Genomic DNA, 17,225 nt, shown 5'->3' on the forward strand with positions numbered 1-17,225 from the left:
CAGGGGATGCGGTTGCACCCCGTCGGAGGAATTCTCTACCCGCCGTACGCCGCCATCGAGCGCAACCGGTCGAGGGCGCGGTAGGCGAGGGCCACGAAGTCGTCGTCGGCGATGCGGGCCTTGGGCGCGGCGACGTAGGCGAGGACCGCGATCGAGGTGCCGCGGCGGACCACGGCCACGTCGTACTCGACGGTGCGGTCGCCGGGCAGGGCGGTGCTGAGGTGCCAGGCCGAGAGCGCGCTGGCGGACGTGCCGCTGGAGGCCAGCTCGTCGACCTCGGTGCCCGCCGTCGCGTCGGACTGCGGGCAGGCCCGCATCTGCTCGCGGAAGCGGTCGACGAAGGCGCGGGCGGCGTTGGCCGGGAGCGCGCCGACGGTCTGGGTGAGGCCGACCTCGGGCGGCAGGTCGGCCGCGCTCAGCACGAACGTGCGGAACCGGTTGCCCTGCAGCTTCTGGTCGCGGAACGAGCCGAACAGGTGCACCGTGTCGCAGCCGATCGCGCCCGAGTCGATCCGGTCCTCGGCGAGCGCCGCCGGGGGAGTGCCCACCCACGGGCCCTGGTCGGCGTTGAGGGGCGGCAGGTCGACCTCGGACAGCATCCACGGCACCTTGCCCACCGGGTACGACGCCCGGTCGGCCACCTTCACCTTCGGGTCCGCGCACGCGCCACCGTCGGCGAGCGGGCAGAGCCGGTCGACCGCGCTGGCGAGCAGGCGGGCCACGTTCTTGCGGTCGGCCTTGCCGGCGGGGATCCGGCTGGCCAACGACGTCGTCGTGGTGAACTGGCCGCTGCGGGCCAGCCCGACGACGTACACGACCCGGTCGGCGCGCGAGCGCAGCACCATGAGCGAGGCCTGGTCGCCGACGCCGGGCAGGTCGGCGGTGCTGACGAGCTGGATCCGAGGCACGGCCGACGCGTCGTCGTCGGGCGTCGGGCAGCCGGTGAACCAGCTCAGCGCGCGACGGTAGGTGCGCACGGCGTGCTTCTCCGACATCGAGGCCTCGGCGAACTGGACCATCGTCCGTGGCGGCTTCGTGCTGGTCGTCCGGAACGTGCGGACCCAGGCGGCGGTGCCGCGCGGGTCGGCGTACCGCTCCGGCTGGCAGGGCAGCACCCGGCCGTTGCCCGTCGAGTTGTCCGACGTCGCACCCTCGCGCCAACCCTTGCCACCGAGGACCTCCTGCACGCCGATGAGGGGCAGCAGGGCGGTGTCGGGCAGCGTGTTGACGGCCGGGCCACCGGCGGTCGGCGGGGCGGAGGAGGACGGCAGGGGAGCCCGGTCGAGCGAGGGGCGGGCGCCGGTCGCGTCGGTGGCGACGGCGCCGCCGGCGACGAGCGCGACCACGGCGGCGGTGGCGCCGACGACGGTGTGGGCGCGCCGACGGGCGCTACCGGCCCGCCGGATGATGGTCACGCGCGGCCAGGTGACGGTGCGGGTGACGGTGGAGAGCGAGCTGAGCGAGAGCGGGATCGCCGACGTGGGGATCTCCAGCTGCATCGCGAGCTGGGCGGCGCCGAGCTGGAGCTCGCGCTCGGCGGCCTCGAGCGGCAGGCCGACCTCCTGCGCCATCTCCTCCATCGAGACCGCGGCGAGCTGGGTCAGCAGCAGCGCCTTGCGCTGCGGGAGGGTGAGCGTGGCCAGGCCGTCGAGCACCGCGCGCACCTCGGGCTCGAGGTCCTTCTTGCGGTGCCACGGACGGTGGCTGCTGCGGCGCAGCGCCTTGCGCCAGGCGTTCGGCCGCACCGACATCTCGGGGTCGTCGAGGCGCGAGGTCTTGCGCCAGTGGTGCCAGGCGACGACGAAGGCCTCCCGGACGGCGCTGCGCGCGACGGCGAGGTCGCCGGTGAGCGCGAACGTCTGCAGCAGCAGCCGGTCGCGGGCGTCCTTGTAGAACGCGTCGAAGCCCGTGGTGAGGTCCGCGTGGCTGACGTACCCGTGCTCCGGGGTGGACGTGCGGTCGCGCGGCTCGGTCATGGCCGGACCACCGTACGACGTCCGGGCGACCGGACCCCAACCAGACCGGCCGTTTCTCCCGTCACCTCAGCGGATTCTCAGCCCTCAACCCCGGCACCGTCGGCGTGGCGGCCCGGCCCTGCCGGGCGACGGCGTGAAGATGGAGGGACCATGACGTCGCTCCAGGATCCGCCGCTGCGCCGTACCGCCGGACGTGCCAAGGGCACGGCCCGCAGCGACGCCGAGCTGCGCCACGAGCTGGCGACGAGCCGGCCGCTGGTGCCGGCCGCGACCCTCGGCGGCGCGATCGCGGCCGGCGGCCCGCTGCTCGTGTGCATGGCGCTGGCGGTGGTCGGCTGGTTCCTGACCGACGCGGGCGCCGACGGCAGCCCGAGCGGCGCCCTGCGTGTCGGGGCGCACGGCTGGCTGGTCGCGCACGGCTCGACGGTCGCCGTGGAGGGCATCCGGATCACCGCGATCCCGCTCGGCCTCACCCTGGCCTGTGCGTGGGCCACCTGGCGGGTCGGCCACCGCGTCGGCGAGTCGATCTCCGGGCACGGGCCCGACGCCGACCGGATCTCCGACGGGGCCCGCGACTGGACCGTCCCGCTCGCCGCGGCCCTGTTCGCGGTCGGCTACGCCGTCGTCGGCGTCATCGCCTGCGCGGTCGCCGCGACCCCGGCGTCCTCCCCGGCCCCGGCTCCCGTGGTCCTGTGGTCGCTCCTCATCGGCGGCGGCGTCGGTGGCGCCGCGATCGCCTTCGGCTCGGGTCGCGCCGCGATCTGGCTGCCGGTCGTCCCGCCGGCCGTGCGCGACGCCGCGCTCGTGGCGCGCCGGATCCTCGGGCTCTGGTTCGCGATCAGCCTGGTGGCGCTCGCCGTCGCGTTCGTGCTCGACTTCTCCACCGCCGCCAACGTCGTGTCCCAGCTGCACGCCGACGCGGGCGCGGTGACCCTGATGCTGCTGATCACGCTCGGGGTGCTGCCCAACGCGGTGCTGTTCTCGAGCTCCTACCTGCTCGGTCCCGGCTTCACCGTCGGCACCGGCACCACCGTCTCCACGAGCGTGGTCGTGCTCGGCCCGCTCCCGATGTTCCCCCTGCTGGCAGCGCTGCCCGACCAAGGCGTCCAGCCGTGGTGGACCGAGTGGCTGATGGTGACGCCCGTCCTGCTGGCGGCGTACGTCGCCGGGCGGGTCCAGCGCGACCGGCCGGTCCTCGGCTGGGACCAGGCGGCCCTGCGCGGCTGCGCGGGAGGCATCCTCGCCGGCGTCGGCCTGGCCGCGCTCACCGTGCTCGCGGGTGGCGCCGTGGGCCCCGGCCGGATGGCCCACGTGGGTCCGTACACGTTCGAGGTGCTCCTCCACGCGATCACGTCGTTCGGGATCGGCGGCGTGGTCGGGGCCCTGCTGGTCTGCTGGTGGCAGCGCGACGGTGACGGCTGGGTCCGCACCCGCCTGAGCGCCGTCCGGGACCGGCTCCCGCGCCGCTGAGCGGGCCCGCCACGGCCTAGACTCCGGGCCGTGACCGCCCGCATCGTCGTCCTCGTGTCCGGATCGGGCACCAACCTCCAGGCCATCCTGGACGCCAGTGCGGATCCCGCCTACGGCGCCCGGGTGGTCGCCGTCGGCGCCGACCGCGACGGCATCGAGGGCCTCGCCAGGGCCGAGCGGGCCGGCGTCCCCACCTTCGTCGCCCGGCTCTCCGACCACACCAGCCGCCCGTACTGGGACCGCGCGCTGACCGACAAGGTCGCCGCCTTCGAGCCCGACCTGGTCGTGCTCGCGGGGTTCATGAAGCTGGTGGGGGAGAAGTTCCTGGCCCGCTTCGGGGGCATGACGGTCAACACCCACCCGGCGCTCTCGCCGTCGTTCCCGGGCATGCACGGGCCCCGGGACGCCCTCGAGTACGGCGTCAAGGTCACCGGCGCGACGCTGTTCGTGGTCGACGCCGGGGTCGACACGGGCGCGATCGTCGCCCAGAGCGCGGTCCCGGTGGAGGACGACGACACGGTCGAGACCCTGCACGAGCGGATCAAGGTCGCGGAGCGGGCGATGCTGGTCGAGTCGGTCGGGCGGATGGCCCGGGAGGGCTTCACGGTCGACGGCCGGCGGGTTCGCCTCGGAGGCTGAGCCGCCGTAGAATCTGCGTCACACGACTGGCGCAGGTGGGCCACCACCAGGGAGTGACGAGTCGGCATCGATCGCCTGGGTGCCCTCATCGAGACCACCGACCGATGAGGAGCCCCTCGATGTCCGCCACGCCCGACCGGATCGCCATCAAGCGAGCCCTGGTTTCCGTCTTCGACAAGACCGGCCTCGACGACCTGGTCAAGGGCCTCGCCGCCGCCGGCGTCGAGCTCGTGTCGACCGGAGGCTCGGCCGCCCTCATCGAGTCGCTCGGCCTGCCGGTCACGAAGGTCGAGGACCTCACCGGCTTCCCCGAGTGCCTCGACGGCCGGGTGAAGACGCTGCACCCGCGCGTCCACGCCGGCATCCTCGCCGATCGCCGACTGCCCGACCACGTCGCCCAGCTCGAGCAGCTCGACGTGGCGCCCTTCGACCTGGTCGTGGTCAACCTCTACCCGTTCGCCGCGACCGTGGCCTCCGGCGCGGGCGTCGACGACTGCATCGAGAAGATCGACATCGGTGGTCCCTCGATGGTCCGCGCCGCCGCCAAGAACCACCCCTCCGTCGCGATCGTCACCGACGGCGCCGACTACGCCAAGGCCCTCGAGGCCGCCCAGGGTGAGGGCTTCACGTACGACGAGCGCAAGGCCCTCGCGGCCAAGGCGTTCGTCCACACCGCGACCTACGACGTCCAGGTCGCCTCCTGGATGGGCAACGTCCTCACCGACTCCTCCGAGGGCACCGGCTTCCCCGCGTGGGTCGGCGCGACCTGGGACAAGTCGGCGGTGCTCCGCTACGGCGAGAACCCGCACCAGCCCGCCGCGCTCTACCGCTCCGGCTACGGCTCGGGCGGTCTCGCGGCCGCCGAGCAGCTGCACGGCAAGGAGATGTCCTACAACAACTACGTCGACACCGACGCGGCCCGCCGGGCGGCGTACGACCACGGCGACCAGCCGACGGTGGCGATCATCAAGCACGCCAACCCGTGCGGCATCGCCGTGGGCGCCGACGTGGCCGAGGCCCACCGCCGGGCCCACGAGTGCGACCCGGTCTCCGCGTTCGGTGGCGTCATCGCCACCAACGTCCCGGTCTCGAAGCAGATGGCCGAGCAGGTCGCGGAGATCTTCACCGAGGTCATCGTCGCCCCCGGGTACGACGAGGGCGCGGTCGAGGTGCTCCAGGGCAAGAAGAACATCCGGATCCTCGTCGCGGAGCCGCTGGCGGCCGGCGGCGTCGAGACCCGCCCGATCAGCGGCGGCCTGCTGATGCAGCACGTCGACCGCTTCCAGGCCGAGGGCGACGACCCGGCGAGCTGGACGCTGGCGACCGGCGAGGCCGCCGACGAGCAGACCCTCGCCGACCTCGCCTTCGCGTGGCACGCGGTGCGTGCGGCCAAGTCGAACGCCATCCTGCTGGCCAAGGACGGCGGCGCCGTCGGCATCGGCATGGGCCAGGTCAACCGGGTCGACTCCTGCAAGCTCGCCGTCGAGCGGGCCAACACCCTCCTCGAGGGGCAGGAGCGGGCCCGCGGCTCGGTCGCGGCGTCCGACGCGTTCTTCCCGTTCGCCGACGGCCCGCAGATCCTGATCGACGCCGGCGTGAAGGCGATCGTCCAGCCGGGCGGCTCGGTCCGCGACGAGGAGACCATCGCAGCGTGCAAGGCGGACGGCGTGACGATGTACTTCACCAACACGCGCCACTTCTTCCACTGACAGGATGGATCACGTGACTGCACAGAAGCTCGACGGCAACGCCACTGCGGCGGCCATCAAGGACGAGCTCCGGGTCCGCATCGACAAGCTGCGCGAGCAGGGGATCACCCCCGGCCTGGGCACCGTGCTGGTCGGCGACGACCCCGGCTCGCGGTGGTACGTCAACGGCAAGCACAAGGACTGTGCCGAGGTGGGCATCGCCTCGATCCGGGTCGACCTGCCCGAGGTCGCCACGCAGGAGGAGATCGAGGAGGCCGTCGCCGGCCTCAACGCCGATCCCGCCTGCACCGGCTACATCGTCCAGCTGCCGCTGCCGCGCGGCCGCGACGAGAACCGCGTCCTGGGCCTGATCGACCCGGCGAAGGACGCCGACGGCCTGCACCCCACCAACCTGGGCTGGCTGGTCCTCGGCAACGAGGCGCCGCTGCCGTGCACGCCGTACGGCATCGTCGAGCTGCTGCGCCGCCACGACGTCCCGATCGCGGGCGCCGAGGTGGTCGTGGTCGGTCGCGGCATCACGGTGGGCCGTCCGCTCGGCCTGCTGCTGACCCGCCGCAGCGAGAACGCCACCGTCACGCTGTGCCACACCGGCACTGTCGACCTCGCCGCGCACGTGCGGAAGGCCGACATCGTCGTCGCGGCGGCCGGCGTCCCGGACATCATCACCGGCGACATGGTGAAGCCGGGGGCGGCGGTCCTCGACGTGGGCGTGAGCCGGGTCGACGGCAAGATCGCCGGCGACGTGGCCGCCGACGTGTGGGAGACCGCTGGGTGGGTCTCGCCCAACCCGGGTGGCGTCGGGCCGATGACCCGCGCCATGCTGCTCGCCAACGTCGTCTCCATGGCCGAGAAGCAGGCCCGGGCCTGAACGGGAAGGGCAGTGCGCTGAACGAGGAGCCGCAGGTCGCCGAGGAAGAGGGGCCACGCCGGTACCCGTCGACCATCGGCGGGGGCTTCTACATCGTCGTGCTGCTGCTGACGATCGGCGGCGTCGTCGTCGCGGCCGCCTCGGACTGGCGCACCGGCGTCCGGATGATCGCCGGCGCGCTGGCCTTCGCGGCGGTGCTGCGGCTGGTGCTCCGCGACCGCGACGCCGGCATGCTCGCCGTACGCCACCGGGCGCTCGACGTGGCCATCCTGGTGGTCATCGCGGTCACCCTCTTCGTGCTCGCCGCGAGCATCCCGGACCAGCCCGTCTGACCTTGCAGACACGACGAAGCCCCGGCCGCAACGCGGCCGGGGCTTCGTCGTTGGTGCGGGTGGCTCAGATCAGGCCGAGCTCGGTGACCGCGGCCTTCTCGTCGGCCAGCTCGGCGACGGACGCGTCGATCTTGCCGCGCGAGAAGTCGTCGATCTCGAGGCCCTGGACGATCTCCCAGTTGCCGCCGGAGGTGGTGACCGGGAAGGACGACACGAGGCCCTCGGGCACGCCGTAGGAGCCGTCGGAGACGACCGCCATGGAGACCCAGTCGCCCGCGGGGGTGCCGTTCAGCCAGTCGCGGGCGGCGTCGCAGGTCGCGGACGCGGCCGAGGCGGCCGACGAGGCGCCCCGGGCGTCGATGATCGCGGCGCCGCGCTTGGCGACGGTCGGGATGAAGGTGTCGGCGATCCAGGCCTGGTCGTTCACGACCTCGGCGGCGTTCCTGCCGGCGATCTCGGCGTGGAAGATGTCGGGGTACTGGGTGGCCGAGTGGTTGCCCCAGATCGTGATCTTCTTGATGTCGGTGACGGCCGAGCCGGTCTTGGCGGCCAGCTGCGAGATCGCCCGGTTGTGGTCGAGGCGGGTGAGCGCCGAGAAGCGCTCCTTGGGGATGTCGGGGGCGTTGCTCGCGGCGATCAGCGCGTTGGTGTTGGCCGGGTTGCCGGTGACGCCGATGCGGACGTCGTCGGCGGCGACGGCGTTGAGCGCCTTGCCCTGGGCGGTGAAGATCGCACCGTTGGCGGAGAGCAGGTCGCCGCGCTCCATGCCCGGGCCGCGCGGGCGGGCGCCGACGAGCAGCGCGAGGTTGACGCCGTCGAAGATCTTCTCCGGGGCCGAGCCGATCTCGACGCCGGCGAGGTTCGGGAACGCGCAGTCGTCGAGCTCCATGACGACGCCCTCGAGGGCCTTGAGCGCGGGCTCGATCTCGAGCAGGCGGAGCTCGACGGGCCGGTCGCCGGCGATGGCGCCGCTGGCGATGCGGAAGAGCAGGCTGTAGCCGATCTGGCCGGCTGCGCCGGTCACGGCCACCTTGAGCGGGGTGGTGCTCACAGGGACACTCCTATGGAGAAGAACGCGGTGGACTCTGGCGACGCTAGCAGCGCCCGGCCCGCCGCGGGCACCCGGGCACGGGTGCGAGACGATGGCCCGCATGCGGACCCCGGCCAGGTCGAAGATTCGGCTCGCTGCCGCCGCGCTCATGGCGCTCGCGGCCCTCAGCGGGTGCGGCTCCGCCTCGGCGCCGAGCGCCCCGACGGGGGTCGACGGACTCGTCGTCCCGACGCCCGACCCGCGCCCCTCCGACTTCGTCGACGCGATCGACAACCCGTGGTTCCCGCTCCTGCCCGGCGCCCGCTGGGAGTACGACGTCGCGCGGGCCACGACCGAGGAGCTGGTGCTCGAGGTGGAGCCCGGCGGCGAGATCGCCGGCGTGCCGACGACGGTCCTGGTGCGGACCTCGTCCGACGGCGCCGTGGTCCGCGACCACTACGCGCAGGACACCGAGGGCAACGTGTGGTGGTTCGGCCGCGAGGCCGACACCGGCGCGTGGGAGGCCGGCGTGGACGGCGCCGAGGCCGGGCTGGCCATGCCGGCCGAGCCGCGCCGGGGCGACGGCTTCGTGAGCGGCCGGGCCGGTGGGGAGGACGAGGTCGCGTCCGTCGTCGCGGTCGGCGACGCGGTCGACGTACCGCTGGGGGAGTACGACGACACGGTCACCCTGGAGGTGGTCGACAGCGGGTTCACCCGCCGCGACGTCTACGCCCGCGGCATCGGCCTCGTCCGCACAGGCGAAGCGGGGCTCACTGTGTTCGATGGCGCGAGCGCGTCGTCGCTCCGCTCCGCCGCGCTGCCGCGCACGCGGTTGGCTTCCGTGGACGGCTGAGGCTGTCTGGCGGCCCACCTGTCGGCACCCGGGCTCAGCCGACCGCGAAGAGCGAAGCGGGGCCCACTCCGAAGAATGGGCCCCGCTCCTGAGGGGTCTGGATCAGGTCACTGCGGCGGGCGGACCTGGGTCTGGTCGCCTGCGGGCGGCGCCCAGCCACCCTGCTGGCCCTGGTCGGGCGCGGGTGCCGGAGCCGGAGCCCCGCCGGGCTGCTGGGCGGGCACCCACTGCTGGCTGGCCGGGTCCCACTGCCAGCCGTCCTGGATGATCGGCTGGTCCGGCTGCTGCTGGCCGAAGACCTGCTGGCCGTAGCCCTGGTTCCACTGCTGCGTGAAGCCCGGGTCGGACGACCCGCCGCTGCCGAAGTTGAGGCCGGAGCCGGGGACGGGGTCCTTGTCGCGGCCGAAGGTCAGCGGGTAGATCACGCCGGCGATCGCCGCGCCGATGAGCGGGGCGACGATGAACAGCCAGAGGTCGGCGATGGCGTCACCGCCCGAGTAGAACGCGACGCCGATGGAGCGCGCCGGGTTGACGGACGTGCCGGTGGCGCCGATGCCGACGAAGTGGATCGCCGCGAGGGCGAGGCCGATGGCCAGCGGTGCCTGCGCCGCGATCGCGCGGTTGCGGTCATCGGTCACCGAGAGGATCACGAGCAGGAAGATGAAGGTCAGCACGATCTCGATGATCAGCGCGCCGAACAGGTCGGCATTGCCGAAGTCGCCGTAGCCGTTGCTGGCCAGCGGGTCGCCGAACTCCCAGCCGGCGTCGGAGGCGAGCAGCGTGATCGCCAGGACGAAGCCGCCGACGAGCGCGCCGACGGTCTGGGCGGCGGAGTAGAGGCCCACGTCCTTCCACGAGATCCGCCCGGCGAGCGCTGCGCCGACCGAGACGGCGGGGTTGAAGTGGCCGCCCGAGATCCGGCCGAACGAGTAGGCCATGATCACGATCGCGATGCCGAAGGAGAAGCCGGTCGCGACCAGGTCGACGCCGCTGATGACGGCGGCGCCGCAGCCGATGAAGACCAGCACGAACGTGCCGAGGAACTCGGCGAGCAGCTTCTGGACGATGGTGGGTGGGGTGTCGGCCGACTGGTCGGCCATCGCTTCTTGCGTCATGGGGGTCTACCTCTCCTCGGTCCGGCTCCCGAAAACCAGCCGGGTTACATCGGCAACCCTAGTCACTAGGGTGGCCACCGAGGGGGACCTGCGCCCCGTCATCAGGTATCTTGACGTCAAGAATCCCAACCACGGCTCAGGAGTGACGCCCGGACATGTCGAGCATCATCTACACCCACACCGACGAGGCGCCGCTGCTCGCGACGTACTCCTTCCTGCCGATCGTCGAGGCCTTCGCCGCCAAGGCCGGCGTCGCCTTCGAGACGCGTGACATCTCCGTCGCCGCGCGCATCCTCGCGCAGTTCGGCCTCGCCGACGACGCGCTGACCGAGCTCGGCGAGTTGGCCAAGACGCCGGACGCCAACATCATCAAGCTCCCCAACATCTCCGCCTCCATCCCGCAGCTCAAGGCCGCGATCAAGGAGCTGCAGGAGCAGGGCTTCGCCGTCCCGGACTACCCCGAGGCGCCCGCCACCGACGAGGAGAAGGAGATCCGGGCCAAGTACGACAAGGTCAAGGGCTCCGCGGTCAACCCGGTCCTGCGCGAGGGCAACTCCGACCGCCGTGCGCCCGCGTCGGTGAAGAACTACGCCAAGACGCACCCGCACACCAACAAGCCCTTCGCCGACGGCTCGAAGACCAATGTCGCCACGATGGGCGCCAACGACTTCGCCAGCAACGAGAAGTCCGTGACCCTGGCGCAGGACGACGTGCTGTCGATCGTCCTCGAGACCGAGGCCGGCGAGACCGTCGTCCTCAAGGAGGGCCTGAAGGTCCTTGCCGGCGAGATCGTCGACGGCACCAAGATGTCGGCCGCCCACCTGCAGGCGTTCCTGAAGAACGCGCTCGCCGAGGCCAAGGCCCAGGACGTCCTCTTCTCGGTCCACCTCAAGGCGACGATGATGAAGGTCTCCGACCCGATCATCTTCGGCCACGTCGTGAAGGCCTACTTCTCCGACGTCTTCGCCCAGTACGGCGACCAGCTGGCCGCCGCGGGCCTCTCGGCCAACGACGGCCTCGGTGCCATCCTCGCCGGCCTCGACAAGCTCGAGAACGGCGCGGAGATCAAGGCCGCGTTCGACGCCGCCCTCGCCGCCGGCCCGCGCCTGTCCTACGTCAACTCCGACAAGGGCATCACCAACCTGCACGTCCCGTCCGACGTCATCGTCGACGCGTCGATGCCCGCCCTGGTCCGCAACGGCGGCCGCCTCTGGGGCGTCGACGGCGGTGAGGACGACACCCTCGCGGTGATCCCGGACTCGTCGTACGCCGGCGTCTACCAGGCCGTCATCGACGACGTGAAGAAGAACGGCCCGCTCGACCCGGCCACCATCGGCACCGTCCCCAACGTGGGCCTGATGGCGCAGGCGGCCGAGGAGTACGGCTCGCACGACAAGACCTTCGAGATCGCCGAGGCCGGCACCGTCCGGGTCCTCGCCTCCAACGGCGACGTGCTGATCGAGCACGACGTCGAGGCCGGCGACATCTGGCGCGCCTGCCAGACCAAGGACATCCCCGTCCAGGACTGGGTGAAGCTCGCCGTGACCCGTGCCCGCGCGTCCCAGACGCCGGCGATCTTCTGGCTCAACGAGTCGCGCGCGCACGACGCCGAGCTGATCAAGAAGGTCAACGCCTACCTGCCCGAGCACGACACCGACGGGCTCACCATCGAGATCCTGGCGCCGACCCTGGCGACGTCGTACTCCCTCGAGCGGATGCGCAAGGGCGAGGACACCATCTCGGTGACCGGCAACGTGCTGCGCGACTACAACACCGACCTGTTCCCGATCCTCGAGCTCGGCACGTCGGCGAAGATGCTCTCCGTCGTCCCGCTGATCGCCGGCGGCGGCCTCTTCGAGACCGGCGCGGGCGGCTCCGCGCCGAAGCACGTGCAGCAGCTGGTCGAGGAGAACTACCTGCGCTGGGACAGCCTGGGTGAGTTCTTCGCGCTCGTCCCGTCGCTGGAGAAGTACGCCGAGCAGGCCGGTGCCCCCGCGGCGCAGGTGCTCGCCGACGCGCTCGACCGGGCCACCGGCACCTTCCTCAACGAGGACCGCTCGCCCGGCCGCAGGCTCGGCACGACCGACAACCGCGGCTCGCACTTCTACCTCGCGCTCTACTGGGCCGAGGAGCTGGCGAACCAGGCCGAGGACGCGGACCTCGCCGCCGCGTTCAAGCCGCTGGCCGAGACGCTGCGCGCCAACGAGGAGGCGATCGCCGCCGAGCTGATCGCCGTCCAGGGCAAGCCCGCCGACATCGGTGGCTACTACTACCCGGACGCCGAGAAGACCTCGGCCGTGATGCGCCCGAGCACCACGCTGAACGAGGCCCTCGCCGCGTTCTGATCACCGCCTGAGCACGACCATGTCGCTGTCAGCCGCGGTCCGCAGCACGTTGCGGGCCGCGGCTGACGCGTCCCTGGCGCCCGGGCAGCAGGCGTACATGAAGTCCGCGATGCCCTTCCTCGGCGTCCGCGTCCCCGAGGTCCGCCGGCTCGTCCGCGCGCTCGTCCGGGACCTCGGCGTGAGCTCCCCGGACGAGCTGGTCCCCACGGCCCGCGAGCTGTGGGACGACGCCACCCACCGCGAGGAGCGCTACGCCGCCGCCGTCCTGCTCGGCCTGCGACCGCTGCGCGGCGACCTCTCCCTCGTCCCCTTCCACGAGCACGTCGCGCGGACCGGTGCCTGGTGGGACCACGTCGACGAGGCCGCCCACCGGGTCGCCGACCTCCACGACGCCCACCCCGTCGAGACGGCCGCGGTCGTGCGCCGCTGGTCGACCGACGACTTCCTGTGGGTACGACGCCTGGCGATCATCAGCCAGCTCGGCCGCCGCGACCGGGTCGACCTCGACCTGCTCGCCGAGGTCATCGAGCCGAACCTCGCCGACCCCGAGTTCTTCGTCCGCAAGGCCGTCGGATGGTCGCTGCGCGAGGCGGCGAGGGTGCACCCCGACTGGGTGCGCTCCTACGTGGCGGGCCACGAGCTGAGCCCGCTGAGCCGGCGCGAGGCCCTCAAGCACCTGTGACCTTCGCCAGCAGATAATCCGGAGGAAGTTGTCGGCGGCGGCAACTATTCTCGATCCAGTGACGACGACGTTGACCCGGGCCCCCGCTCCGGCCCCGGAGCACGTCGCCGACGACCCCGCCCGCCGCGTCGACTGGCGCCGCCTCAAGGGCCGCACCGCACTCTTCGCGGTGGTCGCGGTCGCGATCAGCTCACTGGGCACGGCGCTCGGCACGGTCCTCGCCGGCCGGGTCGCCGACCACCCCACGGGCGCCCTCGTGGGCTGGCTCGCGCTCTGCGTCGTCGGCGCCGCCACGATCGACACCACCGGCCGCGTCGTGTGGGCCGGGGTCGTCGACCGCGCGGAGGGCCGCCTGCGCGGTGACCTGCTCAGCGCGGCGCTCCACCAGCCGCTCGAGCACCTGACCGAGCAGGCCGTCGGCGAGGTCCTCGACCGGGTGGACGACGACACCCACGAGGTCGGCACGCTGCTGCGCCAGCAGATCTGGATGGCGATGCGCACGGGCTTCGGCGCCGTGCCGATGTGGCTGGTCGCGGGCTTCACCTGGTGGCCGGCGTTCATGCTCTTCCCGGTCGTCGGCGCGGTGACCGTGTGGGTCATGCGCCCGGCGCTCGTGGAGATCGCCCGGCTCAAGGTCATCGAGGAGATGGCCTGGACCGACCATGCCGCCGCGCTCGAGGAGGGCATCGCGGGCCGCGACGACCTCCGCACCAGCCTCGGCCAGGCGTTCGCCGTCCAGCGGCTGGCGAAGCTGTCCGCCCTCGTGCACGAGCGGTTCGGCGCCGTGGTGCGGATCGAGGGCCGCGTCGCCGCGCGCGTCGGCCTCGTCCTGCACGGCCTGCTGCTGTCCGTCGCCCTCGCGGGCGTCCTGCTCGCCGGCCACGGCTCGCTGCCGGTCGACCGGCTGGTCACCCTCTTCCTGGTCACCACGATCTTCGTCGGCCAGATCAACAACCTCGCCCACCAGCTGCCCGACATCCAGGCCGGGCTCGGCGCCGTGCTGCGGCTGCGCCAGCTGCTGGCCGTGGAGGCCGAGCCGGTCGGGGGAGAGGACGTCCCGGCCGGAGCCCTCGACCTGCGCATCCGCCACCTCGACTTCTCCTACGCCGAGGGTGCGTTCGCGCTCCAGGACGTCGAGATGTACGTCGAGGCGGGGCACACCGTCGCGCTCGTCGGCCGCACCGGCTCGGGCAAGTCGACCCTCGCGTCGCTGCTCTCGCGCGCCGTCGAGCCGCCCGCCGGCACGATCTTCCTCGGCGGCTCCGACATCACCACGCTCGACCTGCACGAGCTGCGCCGCCGCGTCGGCGTGGTCACCCAGCGCACGGAGATCCTCGCCGGGACGCTGGCCGAGAACATCGCCCTGTTCGCCTCCGTGCCGCGCGAGGAGATCGAGGCGGCGGTTGACGAGCTCGGGTTGACCGAGTGGGTCGACGGCCTGCCCCAGGGCCTGGACACGCTGCTCGGCCCGGGCGGGACGACGCTGTCCGCGGGGGAGGAGCAGCTGGTGGCGTTCGCCCGGCTGCTGGTCCGCCACGTCCAGGTCGTCGTGCTCGACGAGGCCACCGCGCGGATGGACCCGGTCACCGAGAGCCGGGTCGTGGCCGCGGCCGACCGGCTGATCAGCGGACGCACCGGCGTCCTGGTCGCCCACCGGCTGAGCACCATCGAGCGTGCCGAGATGGTCGCCGTCCTCGACCACGGCCGCGTCATCCAGCAGGGCCTGCGCGAGGAGCTGGCCGCCGTCGACGGGCCGTTCCAGCGGCTCCTCGTCGCGAGCGCGGCCGACGACGAGCAGGACCTCACCGACCCGCTGGACGCGTCGGGCCACGTGGGCGGGCGCCGTCGTACCGGCGAGCCGCCGGCACGCCCCGTCGTCGGCACCGGCCCCTCCCTGGCGCGGGGCACGTGGCACGCGATGCGGGTCCGGCCGTGGTGGGGCCTCTACTCCGTGGTGCTCTTCCTGCTCGCCAGCATCTTCGCGCCGCTCGGCGCGCTCACCGGCTTCGTGTGGGGCCACATCGTCGCCCGGCTCGACGCCGGCGAGCCGGTCGGGCCGCTGACGGCCGCGCTCGCGGTGCTGCTGGTGACCGGCCCGCTGCTGCTCGCCGACGCGATCCGCCGCTACCCGCGCTGGTGGATCGAGGTCATGCTGAGGGTGCGGATGTCGGTGCTGATCGGCCAGGTCGCCGGGCACCGCCTGCCCCGCACGCCTCCAGGTGAGGTGGTCGCGCGGTCGATGGACGCCGACCGCTACGCCCGCTACTCCGACCGCTGGATCGACTTCGTCAACGGCCTGCTCATCGCGCTGTTCACCATGCTCGTCGGCGGCACCTGGCTCGCCGGTGCGGTGCTGCTCGTCGTGATGACGTCGAGCGCCCTCGCCTCCTCGATCGGTCGCCCGATCGCCGGCCGCTCGGCTGCGCGGTCCTCGGCGGCGCGGGCGGGCTTCGGCCGCGCGCTGGTCTCCGCCGTCGAGTCCGCGCGCACGGTCAAGCTCGCCGGCCGTACGCCGCAGGTGCACGCCCACCTGCGCCGCGTCGACGGCGGGCGGGTCGAGGCCGCGGTGTTCGAGCACCGGGTGCAGGCCGTCCTCGACGGCGTGCCGATGGTGATGGTCCAGGTCGGCGTCGTGGCCGCGTGGGCCTTCTACCTCTGGGACGTCTGGGGCCTGGCCACCGCGCTGCTGGTCGCCACGGCCGTCAACGGGTTCGACTGGTTCGGCCGGGTCGCCGGCGCCGTCGTCACCGAGGCGCCCGGGGTGCGGTCCTGGCAACGGGCGACCTCGCGCTTCGCCGGCGGGGTCGACCTGGTCGAGCTCCCCGACGGCATCGACCTCGTCACCGGCGCGGCGCCTGCTCCCGCGGCGCCCGGCCGCGTCCCGCTCGACGAGCTCCACCTGCGCGACTTCACCGCGGTCCACGACGACGGCACGATCGGCGTCGCCGGCGTCGACCTCACCATCGCCCGCGGCGAGCTGGTGCTGCTCGTCGGCCAGGTCGGCTCGGGCAAGTCCAGCCTGCTCTCCGCGCTCGCCGGCCTGATCGACCACACCGGTGCCGTGCGCTGGAACGACCAGCAGGTGCAGGACGCCGAGGCCTTCCTGCGGCCGGGCCAGGTCGCCCACGTCGCGCAGGTCCCGCGCGTGCTGTCGGGCACCTTCGCCGACAACGTCCAGCTCGGCCACGAGCGCCGGTTCGAGGAGCCGATCGCGGCCGCCCGCCTGGGCGCCGACGTCGCCGAGGCCGGCGGTCCGGACGCGCTCGTCGGCCACCGGGGCGTGCGCCTGTCCGGCGGACAGGTCCAGCGCCTGGCGCTCGCCCGGGCGCTCGCCGCCGACGCCGAGCTCCTGCTCGCCGACGACGTCTCGAGCGCGCTCGACGCAGCCACCGAGATCGAGCTGTGGGCGGCCCTGCGCGAGCGCCACACCACCGTCGTGGGCGCCACGTCCAAGCGGGCGGCGCTGGCGCAGGCCGACCGGGTCGTCGTACTCGCGGACGGGGAGGTGGCGGCCGTGGGGCCGTGGACCGAGCTCGCCGGCGAGTGGGGCCATCTCGCCGGCTGAGCGTCAGGTCGGGTAGAGACCGAGGTAGGCCCGGGAGGCGGTCGCGACGACCTCCTCGGGGGCGACGTCGAGGGCCCCGTCGAGCCACGCGGTGACGACCTCGGCCATGCCGCCGATGAAGAGCAGGCCGGCGAGCTCGTCCTCGTGACGGCGGGCGGCGTGGTGCTGCGCCTCCTCGGCGGCGAGGTGCGCGAAGTGCCGCAGGAGCTGGGTACGACGGGCCCGGAGCCCCGGCAGCGCGGCGGCCTCGATGATCGCGACCCGGCCCTTGCGGGGGTCGGCGACCAGGAGGTCGACGAACGCCGCGACGGCCGCCGTGATCCGGGCCGCGGGATCGGCTCCGGCGGCGTCGGCCGCCGCGAGCGTGGTGCTCTCGATCTCGGTCCCGACCTCCTCCACCACGGCGCTCAGCACCTCGTCGAGCCCACCGAAGCTCTCGTAGAAGTAGCGCTCGGTCAGCCCGGCCGCACGGCACACCGCGGTCATCGTCGTCCGTTGGTCGGGGTCGGCCCACACGGACAGCGCCGCGTCGAGCAGGCGACGGCGGCGGTCCGCCGCACGGTCCGCCGCGCTCACGCCCTTGTAGGTCCCCGACTGCACCGCCACCCCTCCACCCTGTCACGGAGACGGCCGGGAGAGAA

Annotated in this window: 13 protein-coding genes and 1 riboswitch; of the genes, 9 read left to right on the forward strand and 4 right to left on the reverse strand. The window is 73.2% G+C overall.

Annotation, left to right across the window (positions count from 1 at the left end; translation table 11 throughout):
• Positions 1–35 precede the first annotated feature (35 nt).
• Positions 36–1,976, reverse strand: a complete 1,941-nt coding sequence (locus AC2YHB_RS13930; RefSeq protein ID WP_179647844.1) for a SigE family RNA polymerase sigma factor — start codon at positions 1,974–1,976, stop codon at positions 36–38.
• Between the two features lie 150 nt (positions 1,977–2,126).
• Between AC2YHB_RS13930 and AC2YHB_RS13935 the strand changes: the two genes are divergently transcribed.
• From AC2YHB_RS13935 to AC2YHB_RS13955, 5 genes are all read left to right on the forward strand, one after another.
• On the forward strand, positions 2,127–3,446 hold the full coding sequence (locus AC2YHB_RS13935; protein WP_487354145.1) for a cell division protein PerM: 1,320 nt from the start codon (positions 2,127–2,129) through the stop codon (positions 3,444–3,446).
• 30 nt (positions 3,447–3,476) lie between these two features.
• The gene (gene purN / locus AC2YHB_RS13940; protein WP_036551403.1) at positions 3,477–4,085 is read left to right on the forward strand and encodes a phosphoribosylglycinamide formyltransferase; all 609 of its coding nucleotides are present in this window, start codon (positions 3,477–3,479) and stop codon (positions 4,083–4,085) included.
• Positions 4,086–4,097: 12 nt separating this feature from the next.
• Positions 4,098–4,173, forward strand: a riboswitch (ZMP/ZTP riboswitch).
• A 31-nt stretch (positions 4,174–4,204) separates the two neighbouring features.
• Positions 4,205–5,794, forward strand: coding sequence for a bifunctional phosphoribosylaminoimidazolecarboxamide formyltransferase/IMP cyclohydrolase (purH, locus tag AC2YHB_RS13945; protein ID WP_487354146.1), 1,590 nt, complete (start codon positions 4,205–4,207; stop codon positions 5,792–5,794).
• Between the two features lie 13 nt (positions 5,795–5,807).
• Positions 5,808–6,662: a bifunctional methylenetetrahydrofolate dehydrogenase/methenyltetrahydrofolate cyclohydrolase gene (locus AC2YHB_RS13950; protein WP_036551405.1), complete on the forward strand. Its 855-nt coding sequence runs from the start codon at positions 5,808–5,810 to the stop codon at positions 6,660–6,662.
• Positions 6,663–6,760: 98 nt separating this feature from the next.
• Positions 6,761–6,994 (forward strand): DUF3017 domain-containing protein, encoded by a 234-nt coding sequence (locus AC2YHB_RS13955; RefSeq protein ID WP_308645473.1) that lies wholly within the window; start codon positions 6,761–6,763, stop codon positions 6,992–6,994.
• A 64-nt stretch (positions 6,995–7,058) separates the two neighbouring features.
• On the opposite strand, the gene AC2YHB_RS13960 is transcribed toward AC2YHB_RS13955, so the two are convergent.
• The gene (locus AC2YHB_RS13960) at positions 7,059–8,045 is read right to left on the reverse strand and encodes a malate dehydrogenase (RefSeq protein ID WP_487354147.1); all 987 of its coding nucleotides are present in this window, start codon (positions 8,043–8,045) and stop codon (positions 7,059–7,061) included.
• A gap of 100 nt (positions 8,046–8,145) precedes the next feature.
• Here AC2YHB_RS13960 and AC2YHB_RS13965 point away from each other — a divergent pair, with 100 nt between their 5' ends.
• The gene (locus tag AC2YHB_RS13965; protein WP_487354148.1) at positions 8,146–8,877 is read left to right on the forward strand and encodes a hypothetical protein; all 732 of its coding nucleotides are present in this window, start codon (positions 8,146–8,148) and stop codon (positions 8,875–8,877) included.
• A gap of 107 nt (positions 8,878–8,984) precedes the next feature.
• Here the strand turns inward: AC2YHB_RS13965 and AC2YHB_RS13970 are convergent, their stop codons facing one another.
• Positions 8,985–9,992 (reverse strand): aquaporin, encoded by a 1,008-nt coding sequence (locus AC2YHB_RS13970; RefSeq protein ID WP_487354149.1) that lies wholly within the window; start codon positions 9,990–9,992, stop codon positions 8,985–8,987.
• Between the two features lie 155 nt (positions 9,993–10,147).
• Between AC2YHB_RS13970 and AC2YHB_RS13975 the strand changes: the two genes are divergently transcribed.
• From AC2YHB_RS13975 to AC2YHB_RS13985, 3 genes are read left to right on the forward strand one after another with little or no spacing between them, the layout of a single operon-like run.
• Positions 10,148–12,337, forward strand: a complete 2,190-nt coding sequence (locus tag AC2YHB_RS13975; RefSeq protein ID WP_487354150.1) for an NADP-dependent isocitrate dehydrogenase — start codon at positions 10,148–10,150, stop codon at positions 12,335–12,337.
• A gap of 19 nt (positions 12,338–12,356) precedes the next feature.
• Positions 12,357–13,019 (forward strand): DNA alkylation repair protein, encoded by a 663-nt coding sequence (locus AC2YHB_RS13980; protein ID WP_487354151.1) that lies wholly within the window; start codon positions 12,357–12,359, stop codon positions 13,017–13,019.
• Positions 13,020–13,077: 58 nt separating this feature from the next.
• Positions 13,078–16,584 (forward strand): ATP-binding cassette domain-containing protein, encoded by a 3,507-nt coding sequence (locus AC2YHB_RS13985; RefSeq protein WP_487354152.1) that lies wholly within the window; start codon positions 13,078–13,080, stop codon positions 16,582–16,584.
• 3 nt (positions 16,585–16,587) lie between these two features.
• Here AC2YHB_RS13985 and AC2YHB_RS13990 read toward each other — a convergent pair whose 3' ends face one another.
• On the reverse strand, positions 16,588–17,190 hold the full coding sequence (locus AC2YHB_RS13990; protein WP_036541832.1) for a TetR/AcrR family transcriptional regulator: 603 nt from the start codon (positions 17,188–17,190) through the stop codon (positions 16,588–16,590).
• Positions 17,191–17,225: the final 35 nt, after the last annotated feature.

Source organism: Nocardioides sp. SRI_004 (assembly GCF_057586415.1).